The sequence below is a fragment of the Streptomyces sp. M92 genome, assembly GCF_028473745.1.
GTDB lineage: Bacteria > Actinomycetota > Actinomycetes > Streptomycetales > Streptomycetaceae > Streptomyces.
The window spans coordinates 2,654,954-2,672,518 of sequence record NZ_CP101137.1 but is presented as its reverse complement, the minus strand read 5'-3'; the positions used below and the strand labels follow the sequence as shown (position 1 = coordinate 2,672,518).

The window sequence follows — 17,565 nt, the reverse complement described above, 5'->3', positions numbered from 1 at the left end:
ACCACGCGGACCGCACCACGCGGACCGCACCACGCGGACCGCACCACGCACCACCACACCACGCGGACCGCACCACACGATCGGGCCACACGGTCGGGCCACCCGTCGGCCGCACCGCCGGACCGCCCGGTTACGCCCCAGCCGGCTCCCGCACGTTCGTCCGCACCCAGTCCACGATCGACGCCGTCGTCGCGCCGGGGGTGAAGATCTCCGCGACACCCTTCTCCTTCAGCGGGGCGATGTCCGCCTCCGGGATGATCCCGCCGCCGAAGACCAGGATGTCCGCCGCGTCCCGCTCCTTGAGCAGCTCGATCACGGCGGCGAAGAGCGTGTTGTGGGCGCCGGAGAGGATGGACAGCCCGATGGCGTCGGCGTCCTCCTGGATCGCGGTGTCCACGATCTGTTCGGGTGTCTGGTGGAGCCCGGTGTAGATGACCTCCATACCGGCGTCGCGCAGTGCCCGCGCGATCACCTTCGCCCCACGATCGTGGCCGTCGAGCCCCGGCTTGGCCACCACCACGCGGATCGGACCGGCTGCCACACCCATCACTGCCTCCATGAAGCGACTACATCCATCCGTACCGACAAGTACCGCACATCTCGTCGGCGCGGACACCCCGCACCACGTCGTCCGGGGAAGTGAACGAACGTTATCGCCAGCATCCCGCAACCGGCAGTTTCGCGGTGGATACAGAGGGGGAAATCACACGGTGGGACATGTTCGCCGCGCACCGTTCACAGGGCGCGGCGGCATCACGCGTACGGAGAGCCGCAGCGAGGGCAGGACCGGGCAGCAGCCGGCCTCGTCGCCGTATCACCGACACCACAGGGCTCACAGAGCATCCGAGCACCGGGTGTCACTTCGACACACCCATTCAGGCATACCTCGCAAACATCACCGATCACTGGTGTCACGACTCTCCACGAGGGCACACGGGGGACAGAGGCGTCCCTGCGCGTGCCGACAGGAGGTCGGCCCATGAAGGTCACCACGGCAGCACTGCCCCTTCTCCCGCTCTGCCAGCGTCTCCTGCCCGGCCTGCCGGGGCTCTCCGGCCTGCCGAGACTGCCAGGGCTGACGAGTCTCACGGGTCTCCCGGGTCGGCTGACCGGGCTCTCCATGACCCTCCTGAAGGCCAGCGCCCTGGAAGTCGCGATCCTCGCCGGGCATCTTCTGCTCTACCCCTCGGGGATCGTCCAGGAGCGCCGCTCGGCCTGCGCCCTCCCGCCGACGGACTCCCACGACCCCGAAACCTCACCCCCCGCCCCTCGGCTCCCCGCCCCCACCAGCCCCCCGGTCGTCCTCCTGCACGGTTTCATCGACAACCGGTCGGTTTTCCTCCTGCTGCGCCGCAGCCTGGCCCAGCACGGCAGGCATCAGATCGAATCGCTCAATTACTCACCCCTGACCTGCGACATCCGCACCGCGGCCGAATTGCTCGGACGGCACATCGACGAGATCTGCGAGCGGTCGGGCAGCGAGCGGGTCGACGTCGTCGGGCACAGCCTCGGCGGGCTGATCGCGCGGTACTACGTGCAGCGCCTCGGTGGAGACCTCCGCGTCAGGACGCTCGTCACGCTCGGCACCCCGCACGCCGGCACCCGGGTGGTTCCCCTGGCGAACGCGCACCCGATCGTGCGCCAGATGCGCCCTGGTTCCGCGGTGATCGAGGAGCTGACCCGGCCGTCGCCCGGTTGCCGTACGCGGTTCGTGAGCTTCTGGAGCGATCTGGACCGCGTGATGGACCCGCTCGAGACGGCCTGCCTGGACCACCCCGATCTTTCCGTGCAGAACGTACGGGTGAGCGGCATCGGACACCTGGCCCTGCCTGTGCACCCCGCCGTGGCCACCGGCATCCGTGAGGCGCTCGACACCGCCGCACCCCAGGCGGGCACGGGTAAGGGCAAGAGCACCGGCGGCCTGACGGTCGCCTGAAAGCCGCCTCAGCCGGCAGAGGACCCCGAAACCGCGCGTCCACCACCCGATCGGATCCGAACAAGACTCGAACACAAAGCCAAGCTCGCGCCCGCCGTCCCCCAAAACACGGCCGATTGCCCGTTTCCTGCGCGCGCGAAACCTGACGAAGATTGTCGTGCCCGTATACCGCCGGGTACAGTCGCCGCACTGCTCTGGCAGCCCCTGTTGTCGAGGCGAAAGAGAAGTTGGTGAACGACCGTCACCCGTCGGGGACCATGACCACCCCGGCCTCGGCTTCCGACGCCGATCCGGCGCAGTACGCGTCGTACGGCACAGGGGAGGCCCAGTACGGCGACCTCACCACGTACGGCGGCTACGGCACCACCGGTTTTTCCACCGGCGCGACCACCACGGCGGCCTTCGACGCGGATCCCCTCTTCGGCAGCCTCCCCGACCAGGGCACCGGCACCGGCACCGGCACCGGCACCGGCACCGGCACCTACGACACCACCGGTTCGTACGACGCCACCCAGTGGTCCACCGGCAGCGGGCAGACGCCCGGCTACGACGCCTACACGGACCAGCGCCACGCCGCCTACGACACCGGCGCCTACGACACGACCGCCTGGGCGGCCGAGTACCAGCAGCCCGCTCCCGTACAGCCGCAGGCTGCGGGCGCCGAGGCCACCGGACAGTGGGACACGGGCGGTTGGGACCAGCCGGACCAGACCGGCAACCCCGCCGACCGGACCCAGCAGTGGGACTGGGGCACACAGACCTTCGAGACCGGCTCGTTCACAACCGGCAACTTCAACGCCGGCACCTTCAACGCCGACACGTTCGACACCGGCGCCTACGACGCCACGCAGTGGAACCCGGCCGGCACCGCCCCGGAAACGCCCGAGGCACCGGAGAACGCCACTCCCGCCGCCGCACCGGTCTCCCAGGAATCCGGCTCAACCGGCACGCCCGGCTCGGACCCCGGCGCACGCGACGACGAGTTGGCCGCCACCGGCGAACTCCCCACCGTGACCGCCCTCCTGGAGGAGCAGGAGGAGGTCGTGGCCCCGGCCGCCCACATCCCGGCGCCACGCGCCGGCTCCCGCAGCGGCGCCCGTTCCCGCCGCCGCCAGCCCGCCAAGCGCTCGGCGCTGATGACCATCGCCGTACCGTCGGCCTGCGTGGTGAGCGTCGCGGGCATCGCGGCAGCCTCCGTCGGCGGTCTGAGCGGCGACGACGGCACGGAGGCCGCGGCGTCCGCGGCGGACTCGGACGCGGGTGAGGACAAGGCGGCCCCGGTCAAGCCGTCGGCCGCCAACAACAAACTGGACACCCAGCTCACCAGTCTCGCCGCCGGAGCCGACGACTTCGCCGACCGGGCCAGCCGTACCCAGGAACGCATCGACCTCAAGGCCCAGCAGGCCGCCGAGAAGAGGCGGGCGGCGGAGGAGGCGGCCCGCAAGGAGCGGCTGCGCCCGAAGTTCGCACTCCCCGTCGCACAACACGGTCTCAGCGCGTACTACGGCCAGGCCGGCATCAACTGGATGTCCGTGCACAGCGGCATCGACTTCCCCGTGGCGTACGGCACGACGGTGATGGCCGCGACCGACGGCACCGTCCGCACGCAGTACAACTCCGCGTACGGCAACATGATGATCGTGACCGCGAAGGACGGCACGGAGACCTGGTACTGCCACCTCTCCAGCTACCAGGTGCCCTCCGGTACGACGGTGAAGGCCGGCGACGCCATCGCGTTCTCCGGAAACTCGGGCAACTCGACCGGCCCGCACCTGCACTTCGAGGTGCGCCCCTCGGGCGGTTCGGCCATCGACCCGCTCTCCTGGCTGCGCAGCCACGGCCTCAACCCGACGTAGCGGAGTAACGTCTCAGCAGCCCCGCCGAGCGGGGTCCGAGCCCTACGGCCCGGCCCCCCTGACCCGGACGCGACACCTCAGAGCTTCTCCACCGGCGCGTACCGCAGCAGCAGCCGCTTCGGCTTGGTGTCCCCGAAGTCGATCGTCGCCTCGGCGTTGCTCCCCGTGCCCTTGATCCCGACCACCGTGCCCAGCCCGAACTGGTCGTGCGTGACCCGGTCGCCCACGGCCAGCGACACCGCCGGCTGGTCGGCCGCGGCGGACCGGCGGGTGGCGAAGCCGGAGGCGCCCGACGCCGAGGAGCGGGAGCGGGACGACGACAGCGAGGCGGCCACCGCGGAGACCGGCGCGGCGGGCGCGGGCCCGTTCGCCCCGGTCCGCTTCCACTCCAGGTGGGGCGTGGGAATCTCCTCCAGGAAGCGCGAGGGCGGGTTGTACGACGGCTGGCCCCAGGCGCTGCGCAGTGTGGACCGGGTCAGGTACAGCCGCTCACGGGCACGGGTGATGCCGACGTACGCCAGGCGGCGCTCCTCCTCCAGCTCCTTGGTCTGGCCGAGGGCGCGCATGTGCGGGAAGACGCCGTCCTCCATGCCGGTGAGGAAGACGACCGGGAACTCCAGGCCCTTCGCGGTGTGCAGGGTCATGAGGGTGACGACGCCGTCGCCGTCCTCCTCGTCGGGGATCTGGTCGGAGTCGGCGACGAGGGCGACCTTCTCCAGGAAGTCCGCCAGGGTCCCGGTCTCCTCGCCCTCACCCTCACCCTGCTCCTGCTCGAACTCCAGAGCGACGGCCGCGAGTTCCTGGAGGTTCTCGATGCGGGTCTCGTCCTGCGGGTCGGTGGAGGCCTGCAGCTCGGCGAGGTAGCCGGTGCGCTCGAGGATCGCCTCCAGCACGGTCGCCGGTCCGGCGCCGGACTCGACGACGGTGAGGAGGTCCTCCATGAGGGTGTTGAACCGCTTGACGGCGTTGGCGGAGCGCGCGGCCATGCCGTACGCCTCGTCGACGCGCCTGAGTGCCTGCGCGAAGCTGATCTTCTCGCGCTGGGCGAGGGCGTCGATCATCGCCTCGGCGCGGTCGCCGATGCCGCGCTTGGGAACGTTGAGGATGCGGCGCAGCGGCACCGAGTCCTCGGGGTTGGCCAGCACCCGCAGGTAGGCCAGGACATCCCGGACCTCCTTGCGCTCGTAGAAGCGGACACCGCCGACGACCTTGTAGGGCAGGCCGACGCGGATGAAGACCTCTTCGAAGACGCGGGACTGCGCGTTGGTGCGGTAGAAGACGGCGACGTCTCCGGCCTTGGCCTCACCCGCGTCCGTGAGGCGGTCTATCTCGTCGGCGACGAACTGGGCCTCGTCGTGCTCGGTGTCGGCGACGTACCCGGTGATCCGCGAGCCGGCGCCCTGGTTGGTCCACAGGTTCTTCGGGCGTCGGGACTCATTGCGCTCGATGACCGCGTTGGCGGCGCTGAGGATGGTCTGGGTAGAGCGGTAGTTCTGCTCCAGGAGGATCGTGGTCGCGTCCGGGTAGTCCTCCTCGAACTGGAGGATGTTGCGGATGGTGGCGCCGCGGAAGGCATAGATCGACTGGTCGGCGTCGCCCACCACGCACAGCTCGGCGGGCGGGACCTCGGCCTCGGGCGGCACGTCGACGGGGTGTTCGGCGGGGGTGCCGACCAGCTCGCGCACCAGGGCGTACTGGGCGTGGTTGGTGTCCTGGTACTCGTCGACCAGGACGTGCCGGAAGCGGCGGCGGTAGTGCTCGGCGACGTCCGGGAAGGCGCGCAGCAGGTTGACCGTCGTCATGATCAGGTCGTCGAAGTCGAGGGCGTTGGCCTCGCGCAGCCGCGACTGGTACATGGCGTAGGCCTGGGCGAGCGTCTTCTCGAAACCGTCGGCCGCCTGGGCGGCGAAATCCTCCTCGTCGATCAGCTCGTTCTTCAGGTTGCTGATCTTGGCGCTGAAGGACTTGGGCGGGAAGCGCTTGGGGTCCAGGTCGAGGTCGCGGCAGACCAGGGCCATCAGGCGCTTGGAGTCGGCGGCGTCGTAGATCGAGAAGGACGACGTGAAGCCGAGCCGCTTCGACTCGCGGCGCAGGATGCGGACACAGGCGCTGTGGAAGGTCATCACCCACATCGCGTTCGCCCGCGGGCCGACGAGCTGCTCGACACGCTCCTTCATCTCACCCGCGGCCTTGTTGGTGAAGGTGATCGCGAGGATCTGGCCGGGGTGGACGCCGCGCTCGGCGAGCAGGTGGGCGATGCGGTGGGTGAGCACGCGCGTCTTGCCGGAGCCGGCACCGGCCACGATGAGCAGCGGGGAGCCGGAGTGGACGACGGCGGCGCGCTGGTTCTCGTTCAGCCCCTCCAGGAGCGCGGCCGGGTCCAGGGCGGGGCGGGGGGCGCCGTCCCGGTAGTACTGGTCCCGGTCCGGAGGCACGTCGAACTTCCCGCCGAACAGATCGTGCGGGACCGGCTCCGGTCCGTGATCGTCCTCGGGCGGCGGCGGAGGTTCTTCCTCGTGACCGCGGGGGGTCTGGAGGCTCGCCAGGAAGCTGTCGTCAAAGAGGCTGCTCATCGCTCTCCGAGTCTAGGGCGCCCCACCGACAACCGGTCCCCGCCCCGGAGAATGGCCGCGATCCCCGCACCGGACACGCGCCGCGACCGAACGGCACACCATGCGTGACCCTCTCACCGAAGGTCACGAAAATGTATCGGGCATATCACCCACCAACCTTCACAGCCGCCACACGAGTTGGCTACGGTGCGGGCAGGCCGCACGCCCCCTCCGGCGAACCTCGCCGGGCCGCGCGGCCTCCGCCGAGTCCGGCGTGCCCGCACGGCGCCCGGAGCCGGGGACCCAACCGAGAACCTCGGGGTGAATCGGCACACGCCCCCTCGTCGGGGCGCACGCCGTAGGGCAACCCTTCCGGATCCACTCCGCCCGAACCCGACAGCTAACCCGGTAGGCGGATCTTTGGAAGGAGTCGCCTCCTTGGCGTCGCACCGCAGGCCGCGCCCCACGGGTACGCGCGTCGCAGGCATACGGACCCCCGCCCTCGCCACGGCCGCCCTCACCTCCGTGGCCCTGCTGTCCCAGACGGCCGACGCCACGCCGTCGGACGAGGACAGACCGAGCCTCGAAGAGGTCGAGAAGAAGGTCGACGACCTCTACCGGCAGGCGGGGTCGGCGACCGAGAAGTACAACGCGGCCAAGGAGAAGACCGCCAAGCAGCGCAAGCGCGTCAACAACCTCCTGAACGACGTCGCCCAGCGCACCCAGAAGCTCAACGAGGCGCGCGAGGAGCTGGGGTCCTTCGCCTCCGCCCAGTACCGCACGGGCGCCGCGGTCCCGCAGACCGCGACCTTCCTGCTCGCGGACTCGCCGCAGGACTACTTCGACCAGAACCAGCTGATGAGCCGGCTCACCGGCCGCCAGAAGGACGCGGTCGACGACTACGTCACGCAGCAGTCCGAGACGATGAAGAAGCGCCGGGAGGCCACCGAGAGCCTCCAGACGCTCACCGATTCGCAGAACGACCTGAAGACGGCCAAGGCCACCGTCCAGAAGAAGCTCGCCAACGCCCGTGAACTGCTGTCGGAGCTGACCGCCGAGGAGAAGGTCCGGCTCGCGGCGATCGAGAAGAAGAAGCAGGAGGAGGCCGCCCGCAAGGCCGCCGAGCTCGCGAAGCAGCAGGCGGAGGAGCGGGAGCGGCAGCAGCGGGAACGGGAGCAGGCGGACCGGCAGGAGAGCGGGTCCGGTGGTTCCGGCGGCACCTCCTCGGGCACCGGCGCGACCGAGCCCTCCGCACCGGACGCCTCCCACGGCACCAAGGCGGAGAAGGCACTCGCCTTCGCCCGCGCCCAGATCGGCAAGCCGTACGTCTGGGGCGCCACCGGCCCCGGTTCCTACGACTGCTCGGGACTGACCCAGGCCGCCTGGAAGGCCGCGGGCGTGACCCTGCCGCGCACCACCTACGACCAGGTGGACGCCGGCACGACCGTCCCCGTCTCCCAGGCGCAACCCGGTGACCTGGTGTTCTTCTACGACGACCTCAGCCACGTGGGCCTCTACATCGGCAACGGCATGATGATCCACGCCCCGAAGCCGGGCGCTTACGTGCGCGAGGAGTCGATCTACTACGACGGCGAGGGGTCGATCCACAGCGTGGTGCGCCCGGCCTGACCCGCCGCGCTCTCTAGCATCGGCTGCATGTCATCCGGCGCCGCTCCCACCTCCCCTGCCGCCCTCCACCCTCTGCGCGCCTGGTGGGCGCAGCGTCCGCCGGCGGCCGGTGCCGCGGTGATGGCGACCGGCATCCTGTCGGTCGGCCTGCACCTCACCGGCCACGAGATCCTGTCCCGGCTCGCCCTGGTCCTGGCCGGCACCGCCTGGTTGACCCTGGCGGCGAACTTCGTCTACCTGCTGCTGGTCGAGCGTGCGCAGTGGTTGACGCGGGCGGGGACACCGGGCGCGCTCACCGCCGTGGCCGCGACGACCGTGCTCGGCACCCGTATCTCACTGCTCGGCTGGACGCCCATGGCTGCGGTGCTGCTGGCGCTGGCGGCACTGCTGTGGCCGGGACTGCTGTTCCTCGTCGTGCGGCACTGGGGGCGCCGGATGCCCGGCGCGGTGTTCCTGGGCTGCGTCGCCACGGAGGGGCTCGCCGTGCTCGGTGCCACGCTCGCGGCGGCGACGACCACGCCGTGGCTGGCGCACGCGTCCCTGGTGCCGTTCTGGCTGGGCATCGTGCTCTACCTGATCGCGCTGTTCCGCTTCGATCTCCGGCAGGTGGCCCGAGGCTCGGGGGACCACTGGGTGGCGGGCGGCGCGCTCGCCATCTCGGCCCTCGCCGGCGCCAAGCTGCTCGCCGCCGCCGGGACGGGCATGTACCTGTGGAACGCGGACGACCAGGCCGTACTGCACGACGTGACCGTCTTCCTGCTCGTCCTCGACCTGGCCTGGTACGCCGTCCTGCTCGCCGCCGAGATCGCGTGGCCGCGGCTCCGCTACGACGTGCGCCGCTGGTCGACCGTCTTCCCGCTCGGCATGACGGCGGCGGCGACGCTGTCCGTCGCCGCCGCCGTCGACGTGCCGTGGCTGGACGCCCCGGGTCAGGCGCTGCTGTGGGTCGCGGTCGCCGCGTGGCTGGCGGTCGCGGCGGGGGCACTCCTCCAGGGCCGGGCCGGGCTGCGGTCGGCCGGCGCGGGCCCGGCGGCTGTCAGGTCCACAGCACGGCGATGAAGATGTTCGCCACGGTCAGCAGCCCCACCAGCCCGAACAGCGGCTTCTCCACCTTCTCGTCGTCGCGCTTCACGTAGACCAGTCCGAGGATCACGATCAGCAGGGCGAGCTTCACACCCATCTTGATGTTGTCGACGGACTGGTCGTCGGCCTGGTTGAGGCCGATCAGGACGACACCGGTGACCAGCATCGTCAGCGCGCCGTGCAGCATCGCGGGAACGAAACGGGCCGTGCCCTGGCCCATGGCCTTCATCTGGGTCAGGAAGCCGCCCAGGAGCGACGCGATGCCGATGATGTGCAGACCGACGAAGATGTGGATGAGTACGTCCATGAGGCCGGAGCCTAATCAGGGGGCCGGACACGCTCCGACACCGGCCCGTCCGGACCGCGGCGCCGCACTCCGCGCTCCGGCGCATATATGCGTCCCCTAGCACCTCGCCTGCCCCTCCCGCCCCTGATCCGGCACATCGGTCATCACCCAGCGTGAAGACGACGGCCGCGGGACGGGCCCACGTTCACATACGGTCGCCCACCGGACCGGTACCGCCAGTTCCGCACAACCCGTCACCGGACCGTTACCGTCACGCCTAGCGTCCTCCCCCGGGCAGGCCCAGCCGAGTCGTACGGAAGGACGTGGAGCGCAGTGGGAAGGCACCGCAGGCCGCGACAGCGCATGACGGGCGGCGGAAGAGCCCGTACGGCGGCCACCATCACCCTGGCCGGTGCGGCCACCGCGACCGGCCTGGGCGGCGGCACCGGCCACGCCGAGCCGGAGCAGACACCGGCTCAGGTCAAGGCCGAGGTGGACAAGCTCTACCAGGAGGCGGAGGTCGCCACCGAGAAGTACAACGGCGCCAAGGAGAAGGCGGACGCCGCCGAGCAGCGCCTCGAGGAACTGCGGGACGAGGTGGCCCGCAAGGAGGACCGGCTGAACTCCGCGCGCGAGGATCTCGGCACGGTCGCGGCGGCCCAGTACCGGAGCGGAAGCCTCGACCCGGCGCTGCGACTCATGCTCTCCGCCGACCCCGACCGGTACCTCGACGGCGCCGCCTTCGCCGAGCGGGCGGGCAGCCGGCAGCAGGCCACCGTGGGCCGGGTGCGCAAGGAACTGCGGGAGATCAAGCAACTGCGCGGCGCCGCACGCGTCGAGGTGGCGTCGCTGAAGTCACGCCGGGAGGAGCTGAAACGTCACCGCGAGACGATCACCGGCAAGCTGGCGACGGCCCGCCGCCTGCTGTCCCGGTTGACCGCCGAGGAACGCGCCCGCCTCGGCGACGGCACCGGTGACCGTGCCTCCCGCTCCTCGCCCGGCCCCCGGGACGGCATCTCCGGCCCATCCCAGGCGCCCAACTCCCGTGCGGCGGCGGCCGTCGCCTACGCCTACCAGAAACTGGGCAGCCCTTACGTCTGGGGCGCGACCGGCCCCGACGCCTTCGACTGCTCGGGTCTCACCCAGGCCGCCTACCGCGCCGCGGGCGTCTCCCTGCCCCGCACGACCTACGCCCAGATCGACGCCGGCCGCCGCGTCGCCCGCTCGGAACTGCTCCCCGGCGACCTGGTCTTCTTCTACTCCGGCATCAGCCACGTCGGCATCTACGTCGGCGACGGCAAGATGATCCACGCCCCCAACCCGTCGGCGCCGGTGCGTGTGGCGCCCGTGGACCAGATGCCGTTCGCGGGCGCCGCGCGGGTGGCGTGACGCCCGGACGACGGTGGCGGCGTGCCCGTGCCGGGCCGGAGCGCCGAGGACGGTCAGACCAGCCGCCGCGCCGTCGCCCACCGCGTCAGCTCGTGCCGGTTGGACAGCTGGAGCTTGCGCAGCACCGCCGAGACATGGGACTCGACCGTCTTCACCGAGATGTACAGCTGCTTGGCGATCTCCTTGTACGCGTAGCCGCGGGCGATCAGGCGCAGTACCTCGCGCTCGCGCTGGGTGAGGCGGTCGAGGTCCTCGTCGACCGGCGGGGCGTCGGTCGACGCGAACGCGTCGAGGACGAACCCTGCCAGGCGCGGGGAGAAGACGGCGTCGCCCTCCTGCACGCGGAAGATGGAGTCGACGAGGTCCGTGCCGGTGATCGTCTTGGTCACATAACCCCGGGCGCCACCACGGATCACGCCGATGACGTCCTCCGCCGCGTCCGAGACGGAGAGGGCGAGGAAGCGGACGGGCCGCTCCGTGTCGCTCATCAAGGGGGTGCAGCGGCGCAGCACTTCGACGCCGCCGCCACCGGGGAGGTGGACGTCGAGCAGCACCACTTCGGGCCGGGTGGCGGTGATGACGGTGACGGCCTGGTCGACGTCGGCGGCCTCACCGACGACCTCCACACCGGTCTGCGCGGTCTGACCGATCTCGGCCTGGACGCCGGTGCGGAACATACGGTGGTCGTCGACGAGCACCACGCGCACGTGACGCTCCCCCGCGCCCGCGTTCGCCGGCTGTGCGGGCTCGGCCGCCTCTCCCGCCGCCGTTGCGTTCGCCTCGATCGGGTCGCTCATGACGTCTTCTCCGCCCTCTCCATCTCCAGCTCGACCTCCGTGCCGCCGTCCGGCACCGCGCGCAGCCGCGCCGTGCCGCTGTTGCGCTCCATGCGGCCGATGATCGATTCTCTGACACCCATCCGGTCGGCGGGTATCGAGTCGAGGTCGAAGCCGGGACCGCGGTCCCGGACGGACACGAAGACCGTCCTGCCCTCGACCTCGGCGTAGACCTGTACGGCGCCGCCCTCGCCACCGTACTTGGCGGCGTTCACCATGGCCTCGCGGCCGGCCTGCATCTGTGCCCCGATCCTCTCGTCGAGCGGGCAGTCGCCGACGACCACCACCTCGATGGGGACGCCGTGCTTGTCCTCGACCTCGGCCGCGTTGCGCTTGACGGCCTCGGCGAGGGTGGTGGGCTCGTCGTCCTCGTCCTTGCCGTTGCCCTCCGGTTTGTAGAGCCAGGCGCGCAGGTCCCGCTCCTGGGCACGGGCCAGGCGGCGCACCTCCCCCGCGTTCTCCGCGTTGCGCTGGATCAGGGTCAGGGTGTGCAGCACCGAGTCGTGGACGTGGGCGGCGACCTCGGCCCGCTCCTGCGCGCGGATGCGCATCAGCCGCTCCTCGGAGAGGTCCTGGGTCATGCGCACCAGGTAGGGGCCGGCGAGGAGCGTTATGCCGACGAGGACGGCGAGCGCGGCCTGGAGCACGGAGCCGAGGTGGGCGGCGGACCCCTGGAGGACGAAGATGCCGGTGACGCCCGCGGTCACCAGCAGGACGCCGGCCACGGAGCGCAGCAGGGTGACGGTCCGCCGGTGGCGTCCCACCTCGGCCCAGCGGGCCCGGCGGGCGTTGTCCGCCTGGCGCCAGACGAGGGCGACACCGGCACCGACGAGCACGGTCGGCCAGAGATAGGCCTTCGCTCCGCCGCCGAGGTCGACATTGCCCACGAAGACCAGTGCCACGACGACCATGAGGAGCAGGGCGACGATCTGGCCCTTGTCCGGCTTGCGGGCGACGAGTCTGCGCCGGCCGTCCGGCGCGGTCTCCGCGGCGACGAGGGACGACGGCTTCTGGGAGTCGACGCCGCCGACGCCCAGCGGCACGAAGAACCAGAAGGCCGCGTACAACAGCGCGCCGAGCCCGTCGGCCATGAACAGGCCGACGAAGGCGAACCGCACCCAGATGACGGGCAGCCCGAGATGTCCGGCGAGCCCCCGCGCCACCCCGCCGAGCCAGCGTCCGTCGCTGCTGCGGTAGAGCTTGCGCGGCGGCCGCGGTTCGACGAGGGGCGCTGCTGCGGCTTCCGGCATGACACTGATGGTCACACGGCCCCGGGAGTCGGAGCATCAGGGTCGGCCCCCTAGACTCCCCTGATCTTCGGACCGCGAGCCCTTCGAACGCTCCCCCGGCGCCGGCTCAGGGCCGATATCAGGGTCCGACCAGGGTCGAACCGACTGCCGCCCCGGCGCCGCGCCCGTCACCATGGACCCATGACAGATCACGAGCACGCCGCGACGGGTCCGGGACCCGGCCCCGGCCCGCGCCCACCGCAGGGCACCGGGCCGCAGGACGCCGCGCCCGCCGCGGATGCCACGGGTGCCGGAGCCGCCCCGGGCGCCACTGCCGGAGCCGAGGGCGACGCCCCCGGGCCGCCCCACCGGTTCCGGCGCGACCGGCGGCACAAGACGTTCGGCGGCGTGTGCGCCGGCCTCGGGCGTCAGTGCGACATGGACCCGGTGATCTTCCGGATCACGCTCGCGGTGCTCTCCGCGACCGGCGGCATCGGCCTCATCTTCTACGGCTTCGCCTGGCTCTTCGTCCCGTACGACGACGAGGAGGAGAACGAGTTGCGCAAGCTGCTCACCGGCCGAGTCGACGGCCAGGCCCTGGCGGCCGTGCTGTTCGCCCTGGTCGGCTGCGGGGTCTTCCTGACGATGCTGAACAACGGCGGAGTGCTGACCTTCGCCGTGGTGCTGTCCCTGGTCCTCGCGGGCGCCGGGTACTGGTCACGGCACCGGCGCACTCCCGACCCCGACCCCCTGGCCACCCAGGCCGTCGCCGACGCCCCGCCCGAGGCTCAGGCACCGCCGATCATGTACACCTGGCCCTCCTGGTGGCGCGACCCCATAGTCAAGGACGGCAGCCACGTCGGCGGGACCGGATATCTGTGGGGCCCGCCGGAGTCCGAGGACCGTGACATCGCGGCGGCCGTCAACATCGGCCGCGGTGTTCCGGGCGACCGCGCCCCGGTGGCCGACCGGCGCCCTCGTACCCCGCAGCCGCGCGGCCCTCGCGGCATCGGCGGCTGGGTCTTCCTCCTCGCGCTGCTCGCCGGATTCCTCGGCACCCGCCTGACGTGGGACGAGCAGCCGCTCGGCACCAGCCTGCAGACCGGCCTGGCCTGCGCGCTCGCGGTCTTCGGCGTCGGCATCGCGGTCAGCGCCTTCCTGGGGCGCACAGGGGCGGGTTCCATCTTCCTGGCGATCATCACGGCCGGCCTGCTGGCCGGCTCCGCCACCCTGCCCGAGGACGTCGGCACCGACTGGGTCCGAAGGACTTGGGAGCCCACGACCGTGGCCGGCGTGCACGAGCAGTACGACATCGGGGCCGGCACCGGGACCCTGGACCTGTCCCGGCTGGATCTGGCCGAGGGACAGACGGTGACCACCCGGGCCGACGTGGGGATGGGCCGAATACAGGTCGTGGTGCCGCCGGACGTAACCGTGCGGCTGAGCGTCGAGGTGGGCGTGGGCGACATCCAGTTGCCCGGCGACGACAAGAAGGACGTGGACGTGGCACCGGGCAAGCACAAGGAGGTCACCCTGCCCCCCACGGAGGGCGGCGAGAACGCCGGCACCCTCGACCTCGATCTCCAGGTCGGCGTCGGACAGGCGGAGGTGACCCGTGCTGCGTCATAGGTTCCAGCCCGGACGGCTGGTCGCGGGCTTCTTCCTGACCCTGGCGGGCGTCGTCTACGCGGGCGATGCGGGCGGGCTCTGGGAGACACCGTGGTTCGTCGTGATCCCCCTCGTGCTGGGCGGCCTCTGCACCGCGGGAGCGGTCGGCGTCCTGGCCCGGTCCGTGCACCGGCGCCGGGGAAGGCTCCGAGCCAAGGCGGACGGGCCGCGGGCGGACCTGCCCGGCTGACGGCCACCGACCTGCCACCCCGGCCGGTGCCGGCACCGGCATCCCGCCGGACGGCGATCTGTCGAAACCGACAGGAAGAAACCGGCCGAAGGAGGGTTGAGCGGCGTCTCGGCGTCGTACGTATGGACTGATGAGGGGGTCTCGGCACACGCGGGCGAGAGGCGGCTGGCAGTGATGACTCACGGCATGCGGACGGATGCGTACACCTCGCAACCGGACGGCGGCGGAGGCTGGCGGGACCAGGCCACGCGCTACGCCCTCCTGCCTCTGCGGATCTTCCTGGGCGTCACCTTCGTTTACGCCGGTCTCGACAAGCTCACCGACAGCGCCTTCATGAAGGACTCCGGGGCCGGCTCCGTCGGCGACATGATGCGGACGGTCCGCGACTCCTCGGCCGTCCCCGGGCTGGTCGACCTGGCCCTGAAGAGCCCCTCCGGGTTCGGTTACGCCATCGCCCTGGGCGAGCTGGCCGTCGGCATCGGCACGCTGCTCGGGCTGCTGACCCGGCTCGCCGCGCTCGGCGGCGCCCTGATCTCGCTGAGCCTCTGGCTGACCGTCAGCTGGGCCTCCGACCCCTACTACTACGGCAACGACCTCGCCTACCTCATGGCCTGGATCCCCCTCGTACTGGCGGGCGCCCCGCTGCTGTCACTGGACGCCGCGTTGCGCTCCCGGCGACACCGGAGGACGGGCGGGTACCGATAGCGCCATCCTCCCCTGCCCACGCCCGCGTCGGTCAGTCCGTCACGTCGATCGCGTACCGGTTGGTCTCCACCCCCGCGCTCGTGACGACCTGGACATCCACCCGGCCCGGTTCGACGTCCGCCGGGACGGGGACCGTCAGCAGGTCGTCCGTGGGGTTGCTGAAGCCGCCGGTGACCGGGACCAGGGGCACGTGGACGTTGACCGCGCCGATGCGGACGACCATGCGGGACAGGCGGTCCGCGCGCTGGGCACCCGGCGGTACGAAACCGGCACCGCGGATCTCGATGTCGTCGCCCGTGCGGATCGGCGCGTCCAGGTCGCCCGCCTCCCGGGCCCGGACCACGGAGAGGATCACGGGGCGCCCTCCCTCCGCGTACTTGCCGGCCACGTACGTCGCGGCCGACACCAGCACCACGACCGCCAGACCCCAGGGCAGGTCGGGCAGCTGGTCCGGACGCCGGGCCAGCCGTACCGCCGCGAAGACGAGGGCGACCGAGCTGATCACGACGTACTGGATGTCGGCGAAGGTGCCGCGTCCGGCGTCGTCCGTCAGGAGGTCACAGGCGCGCGGCCGGTCCGCCCGGACCTTCTGCAGTCGCTGGCCCAGGACCCGCAGCCCGACCACCCGCCGTACGAGGACGGCGATCCCGCACACCACCGCGAGCACCGTCACCGCGCCGGCTCCGCGGGCCAGGTCCAGCCCGGAGACCAACGCGTCGCGCCGGGCGTGCCCCGAGGCGAGGGCCAGTTGCCCGGCCAGGACGAGCACGGCGTAGGCGACGAACAGGACCCAGGCCGCCGCCACGGCGCGGGACGTGGAGAGGCGGTTGTCCTCACCGATCACCGGGGCCAGCGCCCCGCCCCGCGCCCGATGGAACCACGACGCAGCCGTCAGCGCCGCCGCCACCACCAGCGCCGCCGAGAGCCCCGCGGTCCGCGCGGCCGTCCAGCCGCCGCCGACGGCGGTGAGCGCCTGCACGAGGAGCAGCAGCACGACCGCGGCCCACACGACGGTCGCCGTGCGACGCCCGAGGCCCGCGAGCCACGCCTCACCCTCGGCACGGCCGCGTTCGGCGACTTGTTCCGCGGACTGGGTCAGCTCCTCCGAGACCCACTGCCGGGAGGCGGAGGGCGAGTGGGCCACCGCGGCGGGCAGCCCTTGCCCGGTCGCGAACTCGTCCCGCCGCGACAGGAACGCCGCGACCGCCCGGCGATGCCCCTCCCGGGCGCCGTGCGGGCAGCCCCCGCAGGTGCAGCCGCCCCCGTGCGCAGCCCCGTACGCGTCCCCGCCCGGGCCGCTCCCGTGTCTCGCCTCCTGCACCGCCACGCCCGACGCCCGCCTTCCCCGACCCCTGCGACAACCCCGCGCACACCGCGGTGGAACCCAGCAACGACACCCGCACGCCATGCGCGCGACGTCCGCACGACACCGGTCCGGGCGGCCACCGCACCGGCCGCGGCGGAAGCCCTAAGTCCCGTGGGACGAAAGCGAATTGTGCCGCACGGAGCCCCCTGCGCGCCCGCCGCCCCGGCCCGCACTGCCCAGCGCGGGTGACATGCGGCCCCGCCGTGTTGACCCGGCCGGGCAGGCAGGCGACCGGGCGACGCTGACGGGCGGACGGCGACAGACGAGGAGCCCGGGTGCGATAGCGGACACAGGATGTCGCCTTTCGGGGTCACACTCGCCGTATGACTGACAGCGCCGCACCGGCCGCCTCACCCGGCCCCACCGTGAACTGGTCGCACTTCGCCACCGCCGAACCCGCGCTCGCCGCCACCGTCGAGGCGCGCTTCGGCGCGTACACCCACCACGTCCTCGCCACCCTGCGCAAGGACGGCTCGCCGCGCACCACCGGCCTGGAGGTGCGCTTCCTGGGCGGTGAGCTGTGGCTCGGCATGATGCCGGGCTCGGTGAAGGCGCTCGACCTGCGCCGTGACCCGCGGTTCGCGTTGCAGGCGAACCCGGGGGACGGGACCGGGATGGGCGGCGGGGACGTGCGGATCGGCGGGCGGGCGGTAGAGGTCGAGGACGCCGCGACGCGGGCCCGGTACGTGAAAGAGGTGGAACCGCCGGAGCCGTTCCACCTCTTCCGAACCGAGCTGACGGAGGTCGTGCGGACCTACGTGGAGGACGACGCGTACCTCGCCGTCCAAGTCTGGCAGCCCGGCAAGCCCCTGCGTACCGTCCGGCGCGCCTAGCGGCTCT

The 17,565-nt window shown here is 71.9% G+C and carries 15 protein-coding genes and 1 riboswitch; of the genes, 9 read left to right on the top strand and 6 right to left on the bottom strand.

Features of this window, described 5'->3' with window-relative positions; translation table 11 throughout:
• Positions 1–130: 130 nt before the first annotated feature.
• Complete coding sequence (gene icmB, locus M6G08_RS12260; protein ID WP_191884683.1) at positions 131–547, bottom strand: coenzyme B12-dependent isobutyryl CoA mutase small subunit; 417 nt, start codon at positions 545–547, stop codon at positions 131–133.
• A gap of 432 nt (positions 548–979) precedes the next feature.
• Here icmB and M6G08_RS12255 point away from each other — a divergent pair, with 432 nt between their 5' ends.
• On the top strand, positions 980–1,936 hold the full coding sequence (locus M6G08_RS12255; protein WP_272587173.1) for an esterase/lipase family protein: 957 nt from the start codon (positions 980–982) through the stop codon (positions 1,934–1,936).
• A 230-nt stretch (positions 1,937–2,166) separates the two neighbouring features.
• On the top strand, positions 2,167–3,792 hold the full coding sequence (locus M6G08_RS12250; RefSeq protein ID WP_272587172.1) for a M23 family metallopeptidase: 1,626 nt from the start codon (positions 2,167–2,169) through the stop codon (positions 3,790–3,792).
• Positions 3,793–3,869: 77 nt separating this feature from the next.
• Here M6G08_RS12250 and pcrA read toward each other — a convergent pair whose 3' ends face one another.
• Positions 3,870–6,365: a DNA helicase PcrA gene (gene pcrA / locus M6G08_RS12245; protein WP_272587171.1), complete on the bottom strand. Its 2,496-nt coding sequence runs from the start codon at positions 6,363–6,365 to the stop codon at positions 3,870–3,872.
• Between the two features lie 230 nt (positions 6,366–6,595).
• Positions 6,596–6,775, top strand: a riboswitch (cyclic di-AMP (ydaO/yuaA leader).
• 7 nt (positions 6,776–6,782) lie between these two features.
• Here pcrA and M6G08_RS12240 point away from each other — a divergent pair.
• The gene (locus M6G08_RS12240; RefSeq protein WP_272587170.1) at positions 6,783–7,973 is read left to right on the top strand and encodes a C40 family peptidase; all 1,191 of its coding nucleotides are present in this window, start codon (positions 6,783–6,785) and stop codon (positions 7,971–7,973) included.
• Between the two features lie 27 nt (positions 7,974–8,000).
• The gene (locus M6G08_RS12235) at positions 8,001–9,032 is read left to right on the top strand and encodes a tellurite resistance/C4-dicarboxylate transporter family protein (RefSeq protein WP_272587169.1); all 1,032 of its coding nucleotides are present in this window, start codon (positions 8,001–8,003) and stop codon (positions 9,030–9,032) included.
• Here the strand turns inward: M6G08_RS12235 and M6G08_RS12230 are convergent.
• Positions 9,010–9,363, bottom strand: a complete 354-nt coding sequence (locus M6G08_RS12230; protein ID WP_073724938.1) for a hypothetical protein — start codon at positions 9,361–9,363, stop codon at positions 9,010–9,012. The two genes, M6G08_RS12235 and M6G08_RS12230, sit on opposite strands and share 23 nt — an antisense overlap.
• Positions 9,364–9,675: 312 nt before the next feature.
• Here M6G08_RS12230 and M6G08_RS12225 point away from each other — a divergent pair, with 312 nt between their 5' ends.
• Positions 9,676–10,731: a C40 family peptidase gene (locus tag M6G08_RS12225; RefSeq protein ID WP_272587168.1), complete on the top strand. Its 1,056-nt coding sequence runs from the start codon at positions 9,676–9,678 to the stop codon at positions 10,729–10,731.
• Between the two features lie 53 nt (positions 10,732–10,784).
• Here the strand turns inward: M6G08_RS12225 and M6G08_RS12220 are convergent, their stop codons facing one another.
• Both M6G08_RS12220 and M6G08_RS12215 read right to left on the bottom strand, forming a co-directional pair.
• Positions 10,785–11,528 (bottom strand): LuxR C-terminal-related transcriptional regulator, encoded by a 744-nt coding sequence (locus M6G08_RS12220; protein ID WP_272587167.1) that lies wholly within the window; start codon positions 11,526–11,528, stop codon positions 10,785–10,787.
• Positions 11,525–12,817 carry an ATP-binding protein gene (locus tag M6G08_RS12215; protein ID WP_272587166.1) on the bottom strand — a complete coding sequence of 431 codons (1,293 nt, stop codon included), beginning with the start codon at positions 12,815–12,817 and terminating at the stop codon, positions 11,525–11,527. Before M6G08_RS12215 ends, M6G08_RS12220 begins: the two co-directional genes overlap by 4 nt.
• A gap of 180 nt (positions 12,818–12,997) precedes the next feature.
• Between M6G08_RS12215 and M6G08_RS12210 the strand changes: the two genes are divergently transcribed.
• From M6G08_RS12210 to M6G08_RS12200, 3 genes are all read left to right on the top strand, one after another.
• Entirely contained in the window at positions 12,998–14,425 is a 1,428-nt protein-coding gene (locus tag M6G08_RS12210) for a PspC domain-containing protein (RefSeq protein WP_272587165.1), read from the top strand.
• A complete protein-coding gene (locus M6G08_RS12205; RefSeq protein ID WP_272587164.1) occupies positions 14,412–14,654 on the top strand; it encodes a hypothetical protein in 243 nt (80 codons plus the stop codon). Before M6G08_RS12210 ends, M6G08_RS12205 begins: the two co-directional genes overlap by 14 nt.
• Before the next feature lie 186 nt (positions 14,655–14,840).
• The gene (locus tag M6G08_RS12200; RefSeq protein WP_272587163.1) at positions 14,841–15,359 is read left to right on the top strand and encodes a DoxX family membrane protein; all 519 of its coding nucleotides are present in this window, start codon (positions 14,841–14,843) and stop codon (positions 15,357–15,359) included.
• Between the two features lie 31 nt (positions 15,360–15,390).
• On the opposite strand, the gene M6G08_RS12195 is transcribed toward M6G08_RS12200, so the two are convergent.
• Positions 15,391–16,686, bottom strand: a complete 1,296-nt coding sequence (locus M6G08_RS12195; protein ID WP_272587162.1) for a hypothetical protein — start codon at positions 16,684–16,686, stop codon at positions 15,391–15,393.
• 362 nt (positions 16,687–17,048) lie between these two features.
• Here M6G08_RS12195 and M6G08_RS12190 point away from each other — a divergent pair, with 362 nt between their 5' ends.
• On the top strand, positions 17,049–17,558 hold the full coding sequence (locus tag M6G08_RS12190; RefSeq protein WP_272587161.1) for a pyridoxamine 5'-phosphate oxidase family protein: 510 nt from the start codon (positions 17,049–17,051) through the stop codon (positions 17,556–17,558).
• The last annotated feature ends 7 nt before the right edge of the window (positions 17,559–17,565 follow it).